3 protein-coding genes (2 of these 3 running past the window's edge) are annotated in these 22,460 nt (G+C 68.6%); all 3 read left to right on the top strand.

What is annotated here, in order from left to right; translation table 11 throughout:
- Tightly spaced (each overlapping or abutting the next), the 3 genes in view from OHB00_RS44870 to OHB00_RS44880 form a layout consistent with a single transcriptional unit that may run on beyond the window.
- Positions 1-15,678, top strand: the end of a protein-coding gene (locus OHB00_RS44870) for a non-ribosomal peptide synthase/polyketide synthase (protein ID WP_406443870.1). Its footprint begins 19,623 nt before the window's first position; only the last 15,678 of its 35,301 coding nucleotides appear in the window; its start codon lies off the left edge, out of view; its stop codon occupies positions 15,676-15,678.
- Positions 15,675-18,137: a non-ribosomal peptide synthetase gene (locus OHB00_RS44875; RefSeq protein WP_406443872.1), complete on the top strand. Its 2,463-nt coding sequence runs from the start codon at positions 15,675-15,677 to the stop codon at positions 18,135-18,137. Before OHB00_RS44870 ends, OHB00_RS44875 begins: the two co-directional genes overlap by 4 nt.
- Positions 18,089-22,460: the 5' portion of an amino acid adenylation domain-containing protein gene (locus OHB00_RS44880; RefSeq protein ID WP_406443874.1), read on the top strand. 9,425 nt of this gene lie beyond the right edge of the window; only the first 4,372 of its 13,797 coding nucleotides appear in the window; it begins with the start codon at positions 18,089-18,091; its stop codon lies off the right edge, out of view. The genes OHB00_RS44875 and OHB00_RS44880 overlap by 49 nt, the downstream gene beginning before the upstream one ends.

Raw genomic sequence — 22,460 nt, forward strand, 5'->3', positions numbered from 1 at the left:
ACCGAAGCACAGGCCGCCACTCTGGTGGCCGCCGAACTCCGGCACGGCTTCGATCTCTCCGCGGAGATCCCGCTGCGGGCGCTGCTGACAGAAACGGGCGAGGACACCGCACTGCTGGTCGTGGTGATCCACCATGTAGCCGGGGACGGCTGGTCGACGGACCTGCTCAGCGAGGATCTGTCCGTGGCGTACACGGCGCGCTGCGAGGGTCGTGCGCCGAACTGGCAGCCGTTGCCGGTCCAGTACGCCGACTACACCCTGTGGCAGCGTGAACTGCTCGGCGCGGACGACACCCCGGGAACGCTCCAGGCCGCCCAGATCGACTACTGGCGGCAGACGCTGGCCGGTGTTCCGCAGGAGCTGACGCTGCCGAGAGACCGGCCACGACCCGCCGTACCGTCGCATCGGGGACACCCGGTCACGTTCGACATCCCCCGTGCCGTCCACGAGCAGCTGGCGGCACTGGCCCGCGAGCACGGCGTCACCTCCTTCATGGTGGTGCAGGCCGCGCTGGCGGTGCTGCTGGCCCGGCTGGGCGCGGGTGAGGACATCCCGATCGGCACCGCCGTGGCAGGGCGCACCGACCAGGCACTGGAGCGGCTGGTCGGCTTCTTCGTCAACACCCTCGTCCTGCGCACCGACCTCACCGGCAACCCGGCCTTCACCGACTTGCTGGCACGCGTACGCGAACAGAGCCTGGCAGCCCTCGACCACCAGGACGTGCCGTTCGAGCGGCTGGTCGAAGTACTCGCCCCGACCAGGGTGCGGGCCCGTCACCCGCTCTTCCAGGTCATGCTCGCGGTGGAGAAGGAATCCTCGACGACACTCGAACTCCCCGGCATCCGGATGGAAGCGCTGCCGCCCGAGACGAAGCCGGCCAAGTTCGACCTCAGCGTCACCGTGACCGAGACCTTCGAGGACGGCCGTCCCGCCGGCATGCGAGGTTCGCTGACGGTCGCGGCGGACATGTTCGACCGGGCGACGGCGGACACCATCGGTCAGCGGTTCGCCCGGGTGCTGACCGGCGTGGCCGCCAAGCCTCAGGCGCGGGTCCGGCAGATCGACATCCTCACCGACACCGAACGACAGCAGGTTCTCGGCGGGTGGAACACCGCCGAGGCCCCCAGGACCCTGCCGGCGCTCTTCGAACAGCAGACGGCCCGCACACCGGGCTCGGTGGCAGTGGTGTCCCAGCAGGAAAGCGTCACCTACGCGGAGCTGAACGCGCGGGCCAACCGACTGGCGCGAGCCCTCGCCCGCCGCGGGGTGGGTCCCGAGTCCGCGGTGGCGGTGGCGATGGACCGCTCCGTCGAACTCGTGGTGGCCGTGCTGGCCGTCTGGAAGACCGGCGGAGCGCTTCTGCCGGTGGATCCCGGCTGGCCCGCGGCCCGGATGACGATGGTCCTCGACGACTGCGGCGCGCGCGTCGCCCTGGCGGACACGGCGGCGGCCGACGGCACGTTCGGACAGGCGGCCGCCGCGGCCGGAACAGCGATCCTCCCGCCACAGGCAGGCGACGACGAGGACGCGGCAAATCCGCCCGCCGGATGGCCCGCCGACGTGACGGCGTACGTGATGTACACATCGGGCTCGACGGGCACCCCGAAGGGAGTGGTGGTCTCTCAACGCGACCTGGTCGAGCTGGTGTCCGACCGGTGCTGGGGAAAGCCCGACCGGGTGCTGTGGCACGCGCCGTACGCCTTCGACGCCTCCGTGTACGAACTGTGGGTGCCCCTGGCCGGCGGCGGCACCGTCGTCGTGGCTCCCGCGGGCGACCTGGACGGCCGCGCCCTGCGGTCCCTGACGGAAGAACACGGACTCAGCCACGTGCACGTGACGGCCGGACTGATGCGGGTACTGGCCGAAGAGGACCCGGGGTGCTTCACCGGGCTGCGGGAGGTACTCACCGGCGGCGACGTGGTACCGGCCTCGGCAGTGACGGCCGTACTCGCGGCCTGCCCCGGTGTGGCGGTCCGGCACCTGTACGGGCCCACGGAGATCACACTCTGCGCCACCCAGCACCTGGTCGCGGGCGCCGGGCCCGTCCCGGAGATCCTGCCGATCGGCCGGCCGATGGACGACACCCGGATCTACCTCCTCGACGACGGCCTCTCCCCCGTGCCGCCAGGAGTGACGGGAGAGGTGTACGTGGCCGGGGCCGGCCTGGCCCGCGGCTACCACGACCGGCCCGGCCTGACCGCCGAGCGTTTCGCGGCCTGTCCCTTCGGAGGGCCCGGCGAGCGCATGTACCGGACCGGGGACCTGGCCCGCTGGACCCACGACGGCCGGCTGGTCTTCGCCGGACGGGCCGACGACCAGGTCAAGGTCCGCGGGTTCCGGATCGAACCCGGCGAGGTCGAAGCCGTCCTGGCGTCCCATCAGCGGGTCGCCCAGGCCGTGGTGATCGCTCGCGAGGACGTCCCCGGAGACAAACGTCTCGTCGCCTACGTCGTCCCCGACACCGAGCACAGCGAGCAGCGCGCGAAGGGCGCGGACGGCGCGAACGGCGCGGACGGTGATCTGGCGAGCGAACTGCGCGCCTTCACGGGCGAGCGCCTCCCGGACCACATGGTGCCCGCCGCCGTGGTCGAGCTGACCGAGCTGCCACTGACCGTCAACGGCAAGGTGGACCGGGCAGCCCTGCCCGCCCCCGAATACCGCACGGATGCCGAGACCCGCGAGCCCGCCACCGAGCAGGAACGCCTCCTGTGCGAGATCTTCGCCGACGTCCTGGGCCTGGAACACGTGGGCCCCGACGACGACTTCTTCGCACTGGGCGGACACTCCCTGCTGGTCACCCGGCTCGTGAACCGGATCCGGTCCGTCCTGGGCGTCGAAGCAGGCATCTGGCTGCTGTTCGAAGTACCCACCCCCGCCACACTGGCGGCACGGATCGCGGACGCCGCACCGGCACGGGTGAGCCTGGCCCGGCGCGAGCGGCCCGAGCGGGTGCCGTTGTCGTTCGCACAGCGCAGGCTGTGGTTCCTGGCCCAACTGGAAGGACCGAGTCCCACCTACAACATGCCCGTCGTACTGCGTCTGGACGGGCCGCTGGACACCGGCGCCCTCCGGGCGGCACTCGCGGACGTGGTCGCCCGGCACGAGATGCTGCGCACAGTGTTCCCCGTCGCTGAAGGAGAGCCGTTCCAGCAGGTCATAGCGGCTGACGAGATCGGTGAAGTGCTGCACGTCACCCACGCCGCCGAGGAACAGGTCGCGGGACTGGTGGCGGCCGAGGTCCGGCACATCTTCGATCTGGCGGCGGAGATCCCGCTGCGCGGACTCCTGATCGAGACGGCCACGGACGCCCATCTACTGCTCGTGGTCATCCATCACATAGCAGGCGACGGCTGGTCGATGGGCCCGTTCGCGCACGACCTCTCCCTCGCGTACGAGGCCCGGCGCAAGGGGGGCCGGGCCGGATGGGAACCGCTGGCGGTCCAGTACGCGGACTACACGCTGTGGCAGCGGGAACTGCTCGGCAGCGAGGAGGACCCGGAGAGCCTCCTGGCCCAGCAGGTGGCGTACTGGCGGGAGGTACTGGCGGGCGCACCGCGGGAACTCACTCTGCCGGTGGACCGGCCGCGCCCGGCGGTGGCATCGCACCGGGGACATGTGGTGGCACTGGATGTGCCTGCCGAGTTGCACGAGCGGTTGACCGCGTTGGCGCGTGAGCAGGGTGTCACGTTGTTCATGGTGGTGCAGGCCGCGTTGGCGGTACTGCTGTCGCGGTTGGGCGCGGGTGAGGACATCCCGATCGGTACGGCGGTGGCCGGCCGGACCGACCAGGCGCTGGACGACCTCGTCGGCTTCTTCGTCAACACACTCGTATTCCGTGCCGATCTGACGGGTGAACCGACCTTCACCGACCTCCTGGAGCGGGTGCGCGAGACCAGCCTCGCGGCCCTCGACCACCAGGATGTGCCCTTCGAGCGCCTGGTCGAGATCCTGGCCCCGGACCGCTCCCTGGCCCAGCACCCCCTGTTCCAGGTGATGCTCACCCTTCAGAACACCGGTCCGGCGACCCTGGAGGTCCCGGGACTGACGGCGCAGCAGATGCAGAGCGGACTGGCGGCGGCCAAGTTCGACCTGGAAGTGACGTTGAGTGAGGTGACTGATGGTGTGGGTCGGCCGGTGGGGTTGCGGGGGTCGGTGATCGGGTCGGCGGATCTGTTTGATGTGGATTCGGTGGGGTTGTTTGCTGAGCGGTTGGTGCGGGTGTTGTCGGTGGTGGCGGCGGATCCGTTGGTGCGGGTGGGTGGGGTTGAGGTGTTGTCGGAGGTGGAGCGTGGTCGGGTGGTGGTGGGTTGGAACGACACGGGGGTGGCTGTTCCTGATGTGACCTGGCCGGTGTTGTTCGCGGGGCGGGTGGCTGTGGATCCGGGTGGGGTGGCGGTGGTGTGTGGGGATGAGGAGGTGTCGTTCGCTGAGTTGGATGAGCGGGCGTCGCGGTTCGCTGGGGTGCTGGTGTCTCGTGGGGTGGGGCCTGAGTCCGTGGTCGCGGTGATGTTGGAGCGGTCTGTTGACTTGGTGGTGGCGTTGTTGGGGGTGTGGAAGGCGGGTGCTGCGTATCTGCCGGTTGATCCGTCGTATCCGGGGGAGCGGGTGGCGTTCATGGTGGCGGATGCGGGGCCGGTGTGTGTGGTGGCGGCTTCCGGCGTGGGGCGGGAGTTGGGTGTGCCGGTGGTGTGTGTGGATGATCCGGGTGTGGTGGGTGCGGGGGTGCTGCCGGTGCCGGTGCCGGTGCCGGTGTCTGCGGATGTGGCGGCGTATGTGATGTATACGTCGGGGTCGACGGGGGCGCCGAAGGGTGTGGTGGTGTCTCAGCGGGATGTGGTGGCGCTGGTCTCGGATGGGTGCTGGACGGAGCTGGGGCGGGTGTTGGGGTATGCGCCGTATGCGTTTGATGCGTCGGTGTTTGAGTTGTGGGTGACGTTGGGGCGTGGTGGGACGGTGGTGCTGGCTCCGGCCGGTGACCTCGACGGTGAGGTGATTCGGTCGTTGGTTGCTGTGCATGGGGTGAGTCATGTGCATGTGACGGCGGGGTTGTTGCGGGTGTTGGCGGATGAGGATCCGGGGTGTTTTGGCGGGTTGCGTGAGGTGCTGACGGGTGGGGATGTGGTGCCGGCGGGGTCGGTGGCGAAGGTGTTGGAGGCGTGTCCGGGTGTGGTGGTGCGGCATTTGTACGGTCCGACGGAGATCACGTTGTGTGCCACGCAGTGCGTGACCGGACAGGGTGAGGGGATACCTGCGGTGCTGCCGATCGGGCGGCCGTTGGACAATACCCGTACGTATGTGCTCGATGGGTATCTGCGGCCGGTGCCGCCCGGGGTTGCGGGGGAGTTGTATGTGGCGGGGGCTGGTCTGGCCCGGGGTTATCAGGCCCAGTCGGCCCTGACGGCGGAGCGTTTTGTGGCGTGTCCGTTCGGGGCTCCTGGTGAGCGGATGTACCGGACGGGGGATCTGGTCCGTTGGACCGCGGGCGGTGAGCTCGTCTTTGTGGGACGCGCGGACGAGCAGGTGAAGATCCGGGGGTTCCGGGTCGAGCCTGCTGAGGTCGAGGCGGTGCTGGCGGCTCATTCCGGCGTGGCTCAGGCCGTGGTCGTTGCCCGTGAGGACAGCAGTGGTGACAAGCGCCTCGTCGGGTATGTGGTGTCCGCGGGCGATGGTGTGGTGGGGGAGGTGCTGCGGGGGTTTGTTGCCGGGCGGCTGCCGGAGTACATGGTGCCGTCGGTGGTGGTGATCGTGGATGAGCTGCCGTTGACGGTGAACGGGAAGGTGGACCGGGCCGCGTTGCCGGCGCCGGAATATGCGGCGGCCGATGGTGGGCGGGGTCCTGCCACGGTGGCCGAGGAGCTCATGTGCGGGGCGTTCGCCGACGTACTCGGTGTGGATCACGTCAGTGCGGACGGCAACTTCTTCGAGCTGGGCGGGCATTCCCTGCTGGCGACGCGGTTGGTGTCGCGGGTGCGGTTGCTGTTCGGCGCTGAGCTCGGTGTGCGGACGCTGTTCGAGTCGCCGACTCCGGCTGAGTTGGCGGTGCGGGTCGGTGGTGCGGGTCCGGCGCGGGTGGGGTTGGCGCCTCGGGAGCGGCCTGAGCGGGTGCCGTTGTCGTTCGCGCAGCGGCGGTTGTGGTTCCTGGCGCAGTTGGAGGGGCCGAGTCCGACGTACAACCTGCCGGTGGTGCTGCGCCTGGACGGCCAGGTGAACGTCGCCGCGCTGACGATGGCGTTGACGGATGTCGCCGCACGGCATGAGGTGTTGCGTACGGTGTTTCCTGTTGATGGGGGTGAGCCGTTCCAGTGTGTGGTGGCGCCTGGTGAGGTGGGTGAGGTGCTGCGCGTCGTGCGGGCCGGCGAGGGTGAGGTTGCGGGTCTGGTGGCGGCTGAGGTCGGTTATGGGTTCGACCTGGCGGTCGAGGTTCCGTTGCGGGCTCTGCTGGTCGAGACCGGTGCGGATGCGGGTGTGTTGGTGGTGGTGTTGCATCACGTGGCGGGTGACGGTTGGTCGGTTGGGCCGTTGGCCCGTGACCTGTCGCGTGCGTATGCGGCGCGGTGTGCGGGGGGCGTGCCGGGGTGGTCGTCGTTGCCGGTGCAGTACGCGGACTACACGTTGTGGCAGCGGGAGTTGCTGGGTGGTGAGGAGGATCCGGAGAGCGTCCTGGCTGGGCAGGTGGCGTACTGGCGGGAGGCGTTGGCGGGGGCTCCGCAGGAGCTTGTGCTGCCGGTGGATCGGGCGCGTCCGGTGGTGGCGTCGCATCGGGGGCATGTGGTGGCGGTGGATGTGCCTGCGGAGGTGCATGCTCGGCTGGTGGTGTTGGCGCGTGAGCAGGGTGTGACGGTGTTCATGGTGGTGCAGGCGGCGTTGGCGGTGTTGTTGTCGAGGTTGGGTGCGGGTGAGGACGTTCCGGTGGGTACGGCGGTGGCGGGGCGGACGGATCAGGCGTTGGATGATCTGGTCGGGTTCTTCGTGAACACGTTGGTGTTGCGTACTGATGTGTCGGGTGATCCGACGTTCGCGGAGTTGCTGGGTCGGGTGCGGGAGGCGGGTCTGGCGGCTCTGGAGCATCAGGATGTGCCGTTCGAGCGGTTGGTGGAGTCGCTGGCTCCGGATCGTTCGATGTCCCGGCACCCGCTGTTCCAGGTCATGCTCAGCCTGCAGAACAACGCCACTCCTACTCTTGACCTGGTCGGCTTGCGGGCCACGCCGGCCGCGGCTGGGCCGATGGCAGCACGGTTCGACCTGAATCTGAGCCTGAGCGAGGCCACGATCGACGGTCGTCCCGGTGGTTTGCGTGGGTCGCTGACCGGATCGGCGGATCTGTTCGACCAGCCGAGTGTTGAGACGATCGCCGAGCGGTATGTGCGGGTGCTGACGGCGTTGGTGGGCGATGCCCGGCTTCGGTCGAGTGAGATCGACGTGCTGTTGGAAGATGAGCGGCAGCGGGCACTGGTCACCTGGAACGACTCGGGTGTGATCGAGGCACGAACCGTCGTGCCTGAGCTCATCGAGGCGCAGGTGGCGCGGACTCCGGATGCGGTCGCCGTGGTGGGCGCGGACCAGGAGCTGAGCTACGCGGAGCTGGACGAGCGTGCGTCGCGTCTGGCGGGGGCGTTGGTGTCCCATGGAGTGGGCGCGGAGTCGGTCGTCGCGGTGATGCTGGAGCGGTCGGCTGATCTGGTGGTGGCGCTGCTGGCGGTGTGGAAGGCAGGTGGCGCCTATCTGCCGATCGATCCGGGTAATCCGGACGAGCGGATCGCGTTCATGCTGGGCGACTGCCGACCGGTGTGTCTGATGACGACCGGTGATCTGGCCGAAGGTCTTCCGCAGAGTCCGCCTCTTCCGGTAGTGCGCGTGGACACCCCGCCCGTGGTCGACGAGTCGGCACAGCCGGTGACAGCGCGGCCGACGGCGGAGAACGCGGCGTATGTGATCTACACGTCGGGGTCGACCGGACGCCCGAAGGGCGTGGTCGTGTCGCACGGGGCGTTGGCCAGTTATGCGGAGTGGTGCCGAAAGGCGTATCCGGGAGTGAGTGAGAGCAGTCTGCTGCATGCGCCGGTGTCGTTCGACGCGGGCGTGACGGGTCTGTTCGGAGGCCTGGTCAGCGGTGGTTGCGTGTATGTGGGTGCGTTGGACGAGGAATTGCCTGCGCTGCTGGGCGACCGGCGTCTGACCTTCCTCAAGGTGACGCCGAGCCATCTGCCGGTCCTGGAGGAGTTGCCGGAGCAGTGTGCCCCCACCGGACAGTTGATGGTGGGAGGGGAGGCGCTCAGCTGGGGGCAGGTGCGGCGTTGGCGTGACCGGTATCCGGGCGTCGCAGTGGTGAATCACTACGGTCCGACGGAGGTGACGGTCGGCTGTACGCACTACCCGGTCGGTGCTGGTGAGACGGGCGAGGGGCCGGTGCCGATCGGCCGGCCGTTCGCGACCACCCGGGCGTATGTACTGGACAGGTTCTTGCAGCCGGTGCCTCCCGGGGTTGCGGGTGAACTCCATGTGGCAGGCGCTCAGCTGGCGCGGGGGTATCACGACCGGCCGGCGCTGACGGCGGAGCGCTTTGTGGCGTGTCCGTTCGGGGCACCGGGTGAGCGGATGTACCGCACCGGGGACCTGGTCCGCTGGACGGCCGACGGCCAGCTGGTGTTCGTGGGACGTGTCGACGACCAGGTGAAGGTGCGGGGCTTCCGGATCGAACTGGGCGAGGTCGAGGCCGTACTGGCGGCGCATCCTGGCGTGGCTCAAGCGGTGGCGGTGGTACGCGAGGACGCTCCCGGCGACGTGCGACTGGTCGCTTATGCCGTCCCCGTTGACGGCCCTGGAGTGGGGGAGGAGCTGCGGGGGTTTGTTGCCGGGCGGTTGCCGGAGTACATGGTGCCGTCGGTGGTGGTGATCGTGGATGAGCTGCCGTTGACGGTGAACGGGAAGGTGGACCGGGCCGCGTTGCCGGTACCGGAGTATGCCGCGGCCGGTGGTGGGCGGGGTCCTGCCACGGTGTCGGAAGAGATCGTGTGCGGGGTGTTCGCCGAGGTGCTGGGTCTGGAACGGGTGGGGGTGGAGGACAACTTCTTCGAGTTGGGTGGGCATTCGCTGTTGGCGGTGTCGTTGGTGCAGCGGTTGCGTGAGCGTGGGGTGGGGGTGTCGGTGCGGGCGCTGTTCGAGTCGCCCACTCCGGCGGCGTTGGCGATGGCCGGTGACGGTGTCGGTGGTGTGGTGGAGGTGCCGCCGAACGGGATCCCGGACGGTGCCCAGGTGATCACGCCGGAGATGCTGCCGCTGGTGGATCTGTCTCGTGAGCAGGTCGAGTTGGTGTGTGCGGCGGTGGAGGGCGGCGCGGCGAACGTGGCGGACGTGTATCCGCTGGCCCCGCTGCAGGAGGGCATCTTCTTCCATCACCTGCTCGCCGAGCCTGGCGAGGCGGATGTGTACTTGGGACCGACAGTGGTGGCCTTCGACGCCCGCGAGCGGTTGAACGCGTTCCTCTCGGCCTTGCAGCGAGTGGTGGACCGGCATGACATCTACCGCACCGGAGTGGTGTGGGAAGGATTGCCGGAACCGGTACAGGTGGTCTGGCGCCGTGCCGTGCTACCGGTGACCGAGGTGGTCCTGCCCGGGGCCGGGGAGGCTGCGGCTGAACTGCTGGCCGTGGCGGGTGCGTGGATGGATCTGCGACGGGCCCCGTTGGTACGGGTGCATGTGGCGGCCGAGCCGGGCAGTGAGCGTTGGCTGGCGCTGGTGCAGGTGCATCACCTGCTCCAGGACCACACGGCGCTGGAAGTGGTGATGGCTGAGGTATCTGCGCTCATGGCGGGGCGTGGTGACGAGTTGCCGGTGTCGCTTCCGTTCCGCGAGTTCGTGGCACAGGCCCGGCTGGGCGTGTCCCGGCAGGAGCACGAGGAGTACTTCGAGGGCCTGCTGGGTGACGTGACGGAGCCGACGCTGCCGTTCGGCCTGGCTGATGCCCATGGCGACGGTATCGGTGCGCGACGAGCACGGGTGACGGTGGACGAGGGCGTGGCGAAGCGGGTGCGGGAGCAGGCGCGTGGACTCGGGACGAGTCCGGCGACGCTGTTCCACGTGGCATGGGGAAGGGTGCTGGCAAGTCTGTCCGGGCGTACGGACGTGGTGTTCGGGACGGTACTGCTGGGCCGGATGAACGCGGGTGCGGGCGCGGACCGCATACCCGGCCCCTTCATGAACACCCTGCCGGTACGGCTCGACACCGCCGCTCATGATGTGGTCGGTGCGGTCAAGGCCATGCAGTCCCAGCTGGCCGGCCTGCTGGTGCACGAGCACGCCCCCCTGGCACTCGCACAGAAGACCACCGGTATCCCGGCGTCCGCCCCCTTGTTCACCTCCCTGTTCAACTACCGGCACGGCCGGCGGGCAACTGATCGGCCATCCGCTGGTCTGACCGGCGTGGAGATGGTGTACGACACGGAGCTCACCAACTATCCGTTGGCCGTGTCGGTGGACGACATGAAGACGGTCTTCGGGATCACGGCCGACGCCGTCGCACCGGGGGACCCGGAGCTGGTGTGCGGGATGCTGCGCGCGGCGATCGAGAACCTCGTAGGGGAACTGGAAGGCGACCTCCGGACAGCCTTGCGTGAGCTTGAGGTGCTGCCTGCGTCCCACCGTGAGCTGGTGGTGAAGGGTTGGAACGACACGGCGGTGGCCGCTGCCGATGTGACCTGGCCGGTGTTGTTTGCGGGGCGGGTGGCTGTGGATCCGGGTGGGGTGGCGGTGGTGTGTGGGGATGAGGAGGTGTCGTTCGCGGAGTTGGATGAGCGGGCGTCGAGGTTCGCTGGGGTGCTGGTGTCTTGTGGGGCGGGGCCTGAGTCCGTGGTCGCGGTGATGTTGGAGCGGTCTGTTGACTTGGTGGTGGCGTTGTTGGGGGTGTGGAAGGCGGGTGCTGCGTATGTGCCGGTTGATCCGTCGTATCCGGGGGAGCGGATCGGGTTCATGGTGGCGGATGCGGGGCCGGTGTGTGTGGTGGCGGCTTCCGGCGTGGGGCGGGAGTTGGGTGTGCCGGTGGTGTGTGTGGATGATCCGGGTGTGGTGGGTGCGGGGGTGCTGCCGGTGCCGGTGCCGGTGCCGGTGTCTGCGGATGTGGCGGCGTATGTGATGTATACGTCGGGGTCGACGGGGGCGCCGAAGGGTGTGGTGGTGTCTCAGCGGGATGTGGTGGCGCTGGTCTCGGATGGGTGCTGGACGGAGCTGGGGCGGGTGTTGGGGTATGCGCCGTATGCGTTTGATGCGTCGGTGTTTGAGTTGTGGGTGACGTTGGGGCGTGGTGGGACGGTGGTGCTGGCTCCGGCCGGTGACCTCGACGGTGAGGCGATTCGGTCGTTGGTTGCTGTGCATGGGGTGAGTCATGTGCATGTGACGGCGGGGTTGTTGCGCGTGTTGGCGGATGAGGATCCGGGGTGTTTTGGCGGGTTGCGTGAGGTGCTGACGGGTGGGGATGTGGTGCCGGCGGGGTCGGTGGCGAAGGTGTTGGAGGCGTGTCCGGGTGTGGTGGTGCGGCATTTGTATGGTCCGACGGAGATCACGTTGTGTGCCACGCAATGTGTGGCGGCGGATGCCCGGGCGGTGTCGGCGGTGCTGCCGATCGGGCGGCCGTTGGACAATACCCGTACGTATGTGCTCGATGGGTATCTGCGGCCGGTGCCGCCGGGGGTTGCGGGGGAGTTGTATGTGGCGGGGGCTGGTCTGGCCCGTGGTTATCAGGCCCAGTCGGCCCTGACGGCGGAGCGTTTTGTGGCGTGTCCGTTCGGTGGGCCGGGTGAGCGGATGTACCGGACGGGGGATCTGGCCCGTTGGACCGCGGGCGGTGAGCTCGTCTTCGTGGGGCGCGCGGACGAGCAGGTGAAGGTCCGGGGGTTCCGGGTGGAGCCTGCGGAGGTCGAGCAGGCCCTGGCCGCCCATCCCGGTGTCGCCCAGGCTGTCGTCATCGCCCGTGAGGACACCCCCGGCGACAAGCGCCTCGTCGCCTACGTGGTGCCCGAGGGCGGAGACGTCGCTGCGGAGGATCGGCTCCTGCCTGCGGGTCTGCGGGTGTTCGCTGCCGGGCGGTTGCCGGAGTACATGGTGCCGTCGGCGGTGGTGGTGCTGGACGAGCTGCCGTTGACGGTGAACGGCAAGGTGGACCGGGCCGCCTTGCCCGCACCGGAGTACGGGGCGGCCGGTGGTGGACGGGGTCCTGTCACGGTGGCTGAGGAGATCGTCTGCGAGGCGTTCGCGGAGGTCCTGGGCCTTGAGCAGGTGGGTGCTGAGGACAACTTCTTCGAGTTGGGTGGGCATTCGCTGTTGGCGGTGTCGTTGGTGCAGCGGTTGCGTGAGCGGGGGGTGGGGGTGTCGGTGCGGGCGTTGTTCGAGTCGCCCACTCCGGCGGCGCTGGCCGCGGCTGGTGGCGTCGGTGGTGTGGTGGAGGTGCCGGCGAACGGGATCCCGGAGGGTGCGGAGGTGATCGCGCCGGAGATGCTGCCGTTGGTGGATCTGTCGCCTGAGCAGGTGGAGTTGGTGTGTGCGGCGGTGGAGGGCGGCGCGGCGAACGTGGCGGACGTGTATCCGCTGGCGCCGCTGCAGGAGGGCATATTCTTCCACCACCTGCTCGCCGAGCCCGGTACTCCCGACGTGTATCTCGTGCCGATGACGCTGGCCTTCGACAGCCGTGAGCGGTTGGACGCGTTTGTGGCGGCGTTGCAGTGGGTGGTCGACCGGCATGACATCTACCGCACGGCGTTGGTGTGGGAGGGGTTGCCGGAGCCGGTGCAGGTGGTGCGGCGCCGTGCGGTCGTACCGGTGACCGAGGTGGAGCTGTCAGGGGACGCGGACCCCGTGACTGAGCTGCTGGCTGCGGCCGGCTCGTGGATGGATCTGCGGCTGGCACCGTTGCTGCGGGTGCATGTGGCGGCGGAGCCGGGCGGCGACCGGTGGCTGGCGTTGGTGCAGGTGCATCACCTGCTGCAGGACCACACGGCGCTGGAAGTGGTCCTGGGTGAGGTCGCTGCGTTCTTGGCGGGGCGTGGGGATGAGTTGCCGGTGCCGCTTCCGTTCCGCGAGTTCGTGGCACAGGCCCGGCTGGGTGTCTCGCGGCAGGAGCATGAGGAGTACTTCGAGGATCTGCTGGGTGACGTGACGGAGCCGACGCTGCCGTTCGGCCTGGCTGATGCCCATGGCGACGGCACCGGCGCGCGGCGGGCGCGGTCGGCCCTGGACGACGGTCTGGCGCAGCGAATACGGGAGCAGGCACGTCAGCTGGGGACGAGTCCGGCGACGTTGTTCCATGTGGCGTGGGCGCGGGTGCTGGCGAGCCTGTCCGGCCGTACGGACGTGGTGTTCGGGACGGTGCTGTTGGGCCGGATGAACGCGGGGGCGGGCGCCGAGCGGGTGCCGGGTCCCTTCATGAACACCCTGCCGGTACGGATGGACGTCGCGAACCTGAGCGCGCTGGACGCGGTGAAGGCGATGCGGTCACAGCTCGCCGGCCTGCTGGTGCACGAGCACACGCCCTTGGCCGTGGCACAGAAAGCCAGCAGCGTTCCCCCGCCGGTACCTCTGTTCACCGCTCTCTTCAACTACCGGCACAGCGACGGCGCACGTTCGTCGACGAACCGGACCGGTGAACTGGCCGGCATAAGGGTCCTGTCGGGTGAGGACTTGACCAACTATCCGGTGACGGTGTCCGTGGATGATGCCGGGTTGGGGTTCGGGTTGAGTGTGGATGCTGTTGCTCCGGGTGATCCGGAGTTGGTGTGTGGGTTGTTGGAGGTGGCGGTTGAGGGTTTGGTGGCGGTGTTGGAGGGGGCGGCCGGGACGCCGTTGGGTGAGGTTGGAATATTGCCCGGTGAGGTGCGTGAGCGGGTGGTGGAGGGGTGGAACGAGACGGGTGTGGTGGTGCCGGGGGTGACGTTGGCGGAGTTGTTCGAGGCGCAGGTGGTGCGGTCTCCGGGTGTGGTGGCGGTGGTGTGTGGTGAGGAGCGGGTGACGTTTGCGGAGTTGGATGAGCGGGCGTCGCGGTTGGCGGGGGTGCTGGTGGAGCGTGGGGTGGGGCCGGAGTCTGTGGTGGGGGTGATGTTGGAGCGGTCGGTTGATTTGGTGGTGGCGTTGTTGGGGGTGTTGAAGGCGGGTGCTGCGTATCTGCCGATTGATCCTTCGTATCCGCGGGAGCGGGTTGCGTTCATGGTGGCGGATGCGGGGCCGGTGTGTGTGGTGACGGCTTCCGGTGTGGAGGGTGGTGGGGGTGGTGGGGGTGTTGGTGTGCCGGTGGTGGGGCGGGTGTGTTCTGGTGGTTCTGGTGGGGCGGCGTATGTGATGTATACGTCGGGGTCGACGGGGGTGCCGAAGGGTGTGGTGGTGTCGCATGCGGGGATTGTGAACCGGTTGTTGTGGATGCAGGACCGGTTCGGGTTGGGTGCGGATGATGTGGTGTTGCAGAAGACGTCGGTGAGTTTTGATGTGTCGGTGTGGGAGTTGTTCTGGCCGTTGGTGTCGGGTGCGCGGTTGGTGTTGGCGCGGCCGGGTGGGCAGGGGGATCCGGTGTATCTGTCGGAGGTGATTCGTGCGGAGGGGGTGACGACGGTTCATTTTGTGCCGTCGATGCTGGAGGTGTTTGTGGAGGGTGGTGATCCGGCTGGGTGGGGGTCGTTGCGGCGGGTGGTGTGTTCGGGTGAGGCGTTGTCGGGGGGGTTGGCGGAGCGGTTTGTGCGGGTGTGTGGTGCGGAGTTGCATAACTTGTATGGGCCGACGGAGGTGTCGGTTGATTCGACGGCGTGGGTGTTTGGGGGTGGGTCGGGTGGTGTGTTGATTGGTGGGCCGATCTGGAATACGCGGGTGTTTGTGCTGGATGGGTGGTTGCGGCCGGTGCCTCCGGGTGTGGTGGGGGAGTTGTATATCGCGGGGGTGGGGCTGGCGCGTGGTTACCACGGCCGTACGGGGTTGACGGCGGAGCGGTTTGTGGCGTGTCCGTTCGGTGGGGTGGGTGAGCGGATGTATCGGACGGGGGATCTGGTTCGGTGGACTGTTGATGGTGAGTTGGCGTTTGTGGGGCGTGCGGATGGTCAGGTGAAGGTGCGTGGGTTCCGGATCGAGCCGGGTGAGGTCGAGGCCGTCCTGACCGCTCATCCCGACGTCGCCCAGGCCGTGGTCGTCGCTCGTACCGATGCGACGGGCGACCAACGCCTCGTCGCCTACGTCACCCCGGACGGCAACCCTGGCGGGTCGGATACGAACCTGCCCACCGAACTGCGGGTGTTCGCCGGTCGGCGGTTGCCGGAATACATGGTGCCGTCAGCCGTAGTGGTGCTGAACGAGCTGCCCCTGACTGCGAACGGAAAACTTGACCGGTCAGCCCTGCCGGCCCCCGGCCCCCAGTCCGCCCGGGTCAGCCGGGAACCCTCCACAGAGGATGAGCGCATCCTCTGTGAGATCTTCACCGACGTATTCGGCCTGGAACACGTCGGCGCGGACGACAGCTTCTTCGACCTGGGCGGACATTCACTCCTGGCCGTCCGGCTCGTCTCCCAGATCCAGCTGCGCCTCGGGATCGAGGTAGGAGTGCGAGCCCTGTTCGAGGCACCGACTCCGGCGGCCCTGGCGACACGACTGAGAACTGAGCGGAAACCTGAGCGACCTGTCCTACGGCCCATGCGCAGGGAAGGTGAAAGCCGATGATCCCTCTGTCGTTCGCACAGCGGCGGTTGTGGTTCCTGGCGCAGTTGGAGGGGCCGAGCCCGATCTACAACTTGCCTGTGGTGCTGCGTCTGGATGGAGAGCTGGACGTCGCGGCGCTGCGGACGGCGCTCAGTGATGTCGCTGTCCGGCACGAGGTACTGCGCACCGTGCTGCCCGCCCGCGACGGGGAGCCGTTCCAGCACGTGCTGGCGCCTGGCGAGGTGGGTGAGGTGCTGCGGGTCACGCGTGCGACCGAGGATGAGGCCGCGGGTCTGGTGGCGGCTGAGGTCGGGCATGGATTCGACCTCGCGGCCGAGATCCCGTTGCGGGCTCTGCTTGTCGAGACCGGTCCGGATGTGCATGTGCTGGTGGTGGTGTTGCATCACGTCGCGGGTGACGGTTGGTCGATGGGGCCCTTGGCCCGTGACATCTCCCGGGCGTACGCGGCGCGATGTGCAGGACACGAGCCGGGGTGGCAGCAGCTGCCGGTCCAGTACGCGGACTACACCCTCTGGCAGCGGGAGCTGCTGGGCAGCGCCGAGGACCCTGGCAGCGTCCTGGCCCGGCAGGTGGCGTACTGGCGGAAAGCGCTGGCCGGGGCACCACAGGAGCTCGCCCTTCCGGTGGACCGGCCGCGTCCGGTGATGGCGTCGCACCGGGGCCACACGGTGGCTCTCGATGTGCCTGCCGATGTGCATGCCCAGCTTGCTGCGTTGGCGCGTGAGCAGGGTGTCACGTTGTTCATGGTGGTACAGGCCGCGTTGGCGGTGCTGCTGTCGCGGTTGGGCGCGGGTGAGGACATCCCGATCGGTACGGCGGTGGCCGGCCGGACCGATCCCGCACTGCACGATCTGGTTGGCTTTTTCGTCAACACGCTGGTGCTCCGAGCCGATCTGTCGGGTGACCCGACCTTCCTCGATCTTCTGCAGCGGGTGCGCGAGACCAGCCTCGCTGCCCTTGAGCATCAGGATGTGCCGTTCGAGCGGCTCGTGGAGTCGCTGGCCCCGGACCGGTCACTGTCTCGCCATCCGCTGTTCCAGGTCATGCTCAGCGTGCAGCACCTGGGCCAGGCCACCATGAAACTGCCAGGCCTGCGTGCTGAAGGCATGCTCAACGCCGATGGAACCGCGACGCAGGGGTTGCCTTCCCGGTTCGACCTGGAAGTGACGTTGAGTGAGGTGACTGATGGTGTGGGTCGGCCGGTGGGGTTGCGGGGGTCGGTGATCGGGTCGGCGGATCTGTTTGATGTGGATTCGGTGGGGTTGTTTGCTGAGCGGTTGGTGCGGGTGTTGTCGGTGGTGGCGGCGGATCCGTTGGTGCGGGTGGGTGGGGTTGAGGTGTTGTCGGAGGTGGAGCGTGGTCGGGTGGTGGTGGGTTGGAACGACACGGGGGTGGCTGTTCCTGATGTGACCTGGCCGGTGTTGTTCGCGGGGCGGGTGGCTGTGGATCCGGGTGGGGTGGCGGTGGTGTGTGGGGATGAGGAGGTGTCGTTCGCAGAGTTGGATGAGCGGGCGTCGCGGTTCGCTGGGGTGCTGGTGTCTCGTGGGGTGGGGCCTGAGTCCGTGGTGGGGGTGATGTTGGAGCGGTCTGTTGACTTGGTGGTGGCGTTGTTGGGGGTGTGGAAGGCGGGTGCTGCGTATCTGCCGGTCGATCCGTCGTATCCGGGGGAGCGGGTTGCTTTCATGGTGGCGGATGCGGGGCCGGTGTGTGTGGTGGCGGCTTCCGGCGTGGGGCGGGAGTTGGGTGTGCCGGTGGTGTGTGTGGATGATCCGGGTGTGGTGGGTGCGGGGGTGCTGCCGGTGCCGGTGCCGGTGTCTGCGGATGTGGCGGCGTATGTGATGTATACGTCGGGGTCGACGGGGGTGCCGAAGGGTGTGGTGGTGTCTCAGCGGGATGTGGTGGCGCTGGTCTCGGATGGGTGCTGGACGGAGCTGGGGCGGGTGTTGGGGTATGCGCCGTATGCGTTTGATGCGTCGGTGTTTGAGTTGTGGGTGACGTTGGGGCGTGGTGGGACGGTGGTGCTGGCTCCGGCCGGTGACCTCGACGGTGAGGCGATTCGGTCGTTGGTTGCTGTGCATGGGGTGAGTCATGTGCATGTGACGGCGGGGTTGTTGCGGGTGTTGGCGGATGAGGATCCGGGGTGTTTTGGCGGGTTGCGTGAGGTGTTGACGGGTGGGGATGTGGTGCCGGCGGGGTCGGTGGCGAAGGTGTTGGAGGCGTGTCCGGGTGTGGTGGTGCGGCATTTGTACGGTCCGACGGAGATCACGTTGTGTGCCACGCAATGTGTGGCGGCGGATGCCCGGGCGGTGTCGGCGGTGCTGCCGATCGGGCGGCCGTTGGACAATACCCGTACGTATGTGCTCGATGGGTATCTGCGGCCGGTGCCGCCGGGGTTGCGGGGGAGTTGTATGTGGCGGGGGCTGGTCTGGCCCGTGGTTATCAGGCCCAGTCGGCCCTGACGGCGGAGCGTTTTGTGGCGTGTCCGTTCGGTGGGCCGGGTGAGCGGATGTACCGGACGGGGGATCTGGTCCGTTGGACCGCGGGCGGTGAGCTCGTCTTTGTGGGGCGGGCGGACGAGCAGGTGAAGGTCCGGGGGTTCCGGGTCGAGCCTGCGGAGGTCGAGGCGGTGCTGGCGGCTCATTCCGGCGTGGCTCAGGCCGTGGTCGTTGTCTGTGAGGACAGCACTGGTGACAAGCGCCTCGTCGGGTATGTGGTGTCCGCGGGCGATGGTGTGGTGGGGGAGGTGCTGCGGGGGTTTGTTGCCGGGCGGCTGCCGGAGTACATGGTGCCGTCGGTGGTGGTGATCGTGGATGAGCTGCCGTTGACGGTGAACGGGAAGGTGGACCGGGCCGCGTTGCCGGCACCGGAGTACGGCTCGGCTGGTAGCGGTCGGGGCCCTGTCACAGTCTCGGAAGAGATCGTCTGTCAGGTGTTTGCTGAGGTGCTGGGCCTGGAGCGGGTCGGCGCCGAGGACAACTTCTTCGAGTTGGGTGGGCATTCGCTGTTGGCGGTGTCGTTGGTGCAGCGGTTGCGTGAGCGGGGGGTGGGGGTGTCGGTGCGGGCGTTGTTCGAGGCGCCTACGCCGGCTGCGTTGGCGATGGCCGGTGACGGTGTCGGTGGTGTGGTGGAGGTGCCGGCGAACGGGATCCCGGAGGGTGCGGAGGTGCCGGCGAACGGGATCCCGGAGGGTGCGGAGGTGATCGCGCCGGAGATGCTGCCGTTGGTGGATCTGTCGCCTGAGCAGGTGGAGTTGGTGTGTGCGGCGGTGGAGGGCGGCGCGGCGAACGTGGCGGACGTGTATCCGCTGGCCCCGCTGCAGGAGGGCATCTTCTTCCATCATCTGCTCGCCGAGCCTGGCGACGCAGACGTGTATCTCGTGCCGATGACGCTTGCGTTCGACGGTCGTGAGCGGCTGGACGGGTTCCTGTCGGCGTTGCAGCGGGTCGTGGACCGGCATGACATCTACCGGACGGCGTTGGTGTGGGAGGGGTTGCCGGAGCCGGTGCAGGTGGTGCGGCGTCGTGCGGTCGTACCGGTGACCGAGGTGACGCTGCCGACGAGCGGGGCCGATCCCGTGGTGGAACTGCTGGCGGCGGCCGGTGCGTGGATGGATCTGCGGTCGGCGCCGTTGGTGCGGGTGCATGTGGCGGCGGAGCCGGGAAGTGACAGGTGGCTGGCGTTGGTGCAGGTGCATCACCTGCTCCAGGACCACACCGCGTTGGAAGTGGTCCTCGGTGAGGTCGCCGCGTTCATGTCAGGATGCGGTGACGAACTGCCGGCGCCGGTGCCGTTCCGTGACTTCGTGGCCCAGGCCCGGCTGGGCGTGTCGCGTGCGGAGCATGAGGAGTTCTTCGCCGGCCTGCTCGGCGATGTCACGGAACCGACGCTGCCGTTCGGACTGGCGGACGCCCGCGGCGACGGCACCGGGGTGCGGCGGATCCGGCAGTCGGTGGACGACGGCCTGGCGGAGCGGGTGCGGGAGCAGGCGCGTCGGCTCGGGGTGAGTCCGGCGACGTTGTTCCATGTGGCGTGGGCCCGTGTGTTGGCGAGCCTGTCCGGGCGTACGGATGTGGTGTTCGGGACGGTGCTGCTGGGCCGGATGAACGCGGGGGAGGATGCCGAGCGGGTGCCGGGGCCGTTCATGAACACCCTGCCGGTACGAGTGGACGTCGCGACCCTGAGTGCGCTGGGCGCCGTGAAGGCGATGCGTACGCAACTGGCGGACCTGCTGATGCACGAGCACGCCCCCCTGTCACTCGCCCAGAAGGCCGGAAACGTCCCCGCCCCTGCCCCGCTGTTCACCGCTCTCTTCAACTACCGCCGGAGCCGTCGGTCCGGTGACCGGCCGGCTGACCGTGTGCGACACGGCCTGGCGGGTGTCGAGTTGGTCCACAACCAGGAGCTCACGAACTATCCGCTCGCTGTGGCCGTGGACGACAACGGCACGAGCTTCGTTCTGACCGCTGATGTGGTTGCTCCGGGAGATCCGGACGTGGTCTGTGCTTCGTTGCACACTGCTCTTGAAGGGTTGATCACGGCGCTGAAGGAGGCGCCGGACAGCCCGGTGCACGAGGTCGGAATTCTGCCGAGCGCCCAGCGCGAGCAGATGGTGAACGGCTGGAACGACACCGCCACCAAACCAGTGAACGGCACGGTGCTCGAACTGGTCGAGGAGTGGGTGGTCCGTACTCCTCACGCGCCGGCCGTGGTGTGTGGGGATGAGCAGATCACGTATGCGGAGCTGGACGAACGGGCGAGCAGGCTGGCGCGGGAGCTGACCGGTCGTGGCGTGGGCCGGGAAGCGGTCGTGGCGGTGGTGTTGGAGCGGTCGGTAGACCTGGCGGTGGCGCTGCTGGCTATATGGAAGGCCGGTGCCGCCTACCTCCCAGTGGATCCCGGCCATCCCCGTGACCGGGTGGCGTTCATGCTCTCTGCTGCCTGCCCGGCATGTGTGCTGACCACGAGTGATCTGGCCGGTGCCCTTCCGGAAGGGGCAGCCGTCCCGGTACTGACCGTGGATGCGCCGGAGTGGTCCCAGCGGGGCGCGGGCGGTGACCCGGACGGGGCGGAGCGCCCGGTGCCGTACGGCGGGAGCGCTGCTTATGTGATGTACACGTCGGGGTCCACCGGGCGGCCGAAGGGTGTGGTGGTCACACACGGAGCGCTGGCCAACCATATGGCGTGGATGCAGCGGGAGTTCGGTCTGGAACCGGGAGACCGGGTGCTGCACAAGACGCCGTTCGGGTTCGACGCCTCGGTGTGGGAAGTGTGGTGGCCACTGACAGCCGGTGCGGTGCTCGTGGTCGCCGCACCCCAGGGGCATCGCGATCCGGCGTACCTGGCACGGCTGATCCAGCGCGAACGGGTCACGGTCGCACAGTTTGTCCCCTCGCTGCTGGCGGCCTTCGCTGCCGAACCGGGGGCGGCCGGCTGCGGCAGCCTGCGGATGGTGTTCAGCGGTGGTGAGGTACTGCGGGGTGACCTGCACGAGCGGGTGACAGATCTGCTGGGCGCGGGGTTGCACAATCTGTACGGGCTGACCGAGACCACCATCGACACCACCTTCCGGCGGTCAGGGCCTGGGCGGGAAGGGCCGAGTGTCCCTATCGGCCGCCCCATCGACAACACCCGTGTCCACGTTCTCGACCGGTTCCTGCAGCCCGTTCCGCAAGGAGTGGCGGGGGAGTTGTATGTGGCGGGCGTCGGTCTGGCCCGTGGGTACGTGGGACAGGTGGCGCTGACGGCCGAGCGTTTTGTGGCCTGTCCGTTCGGGGCTCCTGGCGAGCGGATGTACCGCACCGGTGACCTGGCGCGCTGGACCGCGGACGGTGAGCTCGTCTTCGTGGGGCGCACGGACCAGCAGGTGAAGGTCCGGGGTTTCCGAGTTGAGCCGGGCGAGGTCGAGGCTGTTCTGGCCGCACATCCCACGGTCACCCGGGCAGTGGCCGTCGCACGTGCGGACGCTCCCGGCGATGGCCGGCTGGTCGCCTATGTGGTGGCCGACGGCGATGGTGTGGCAGGTGGCGCCCTGCGGGTGTTCGCTGCCGGGCGGTTGCCGGAGTACATGGTGCCGTCGGCGGTGGTGGTGCTGGACGAGCTGCCGCTGACGGTGAACGGCAAGGTGGACCGGGCCGCCTTGCCCGCACCGGAGTACGGGGCGGCCGCTGGTGGACGGGGTCCTGTCACGGTGGCTGAGGAGATCGTCTGCGAGGCGTTCGCGGAGGTCCTGCGCCTTGAGCGGGTGGGGGTGGAGGACAACTTCTTCGAGTTGGGTGGGCATTCGCTGTTGGCGGTGTCGTTGGTGCAGCGGTTGCGTGAGCGGGGGGTGGGGGTGTCGGTGCGGGTGTTGTTCGAGTCGCCCACTCCGGCGGCGTTGGCGGTGGCCGGGGCGGGTGCCGAGGTGGAGGTGCCGGCGAACGGCATCCCGGAGGGTGCGGAGGCGATCGCGCCGGAGATGCTCCCGCTCGTTGATCTGTCGCCCGCGCAGGTGGAGTTGGTGTGTGCGGCGGTGGAGGGTGGGGCGGCGAACGTGGCGGACGTGTATCCGCTGGCGCCGTTGCAGGAGGGCATCTTCTTCCACCACCTGCTCGCCGAGCCCGGTACCCCCGACGTGTATCTCGTGCCGATGGTGATGGCGTTCGACTCCCGCGCACGATTGGACAAGTTCCTCGGGGCGTTGCAGTGGGTGGTCGACCGGCATGACATCTACCGGACGGCGTTGGTGTGGGAGGGGTTGCCGGAGCCGGTGCAGGTGGTGCGGCGTCGTGCGGTCGTACCGGTGA

Source organism: Streptomyces sp. NBC_00631 (assembly GCF_045206895.1).
GTDB lineage: Bacteria > Actinomycetota > Actinomycetes > Streptomycetales > Streptomycetaceae > Streptomyces.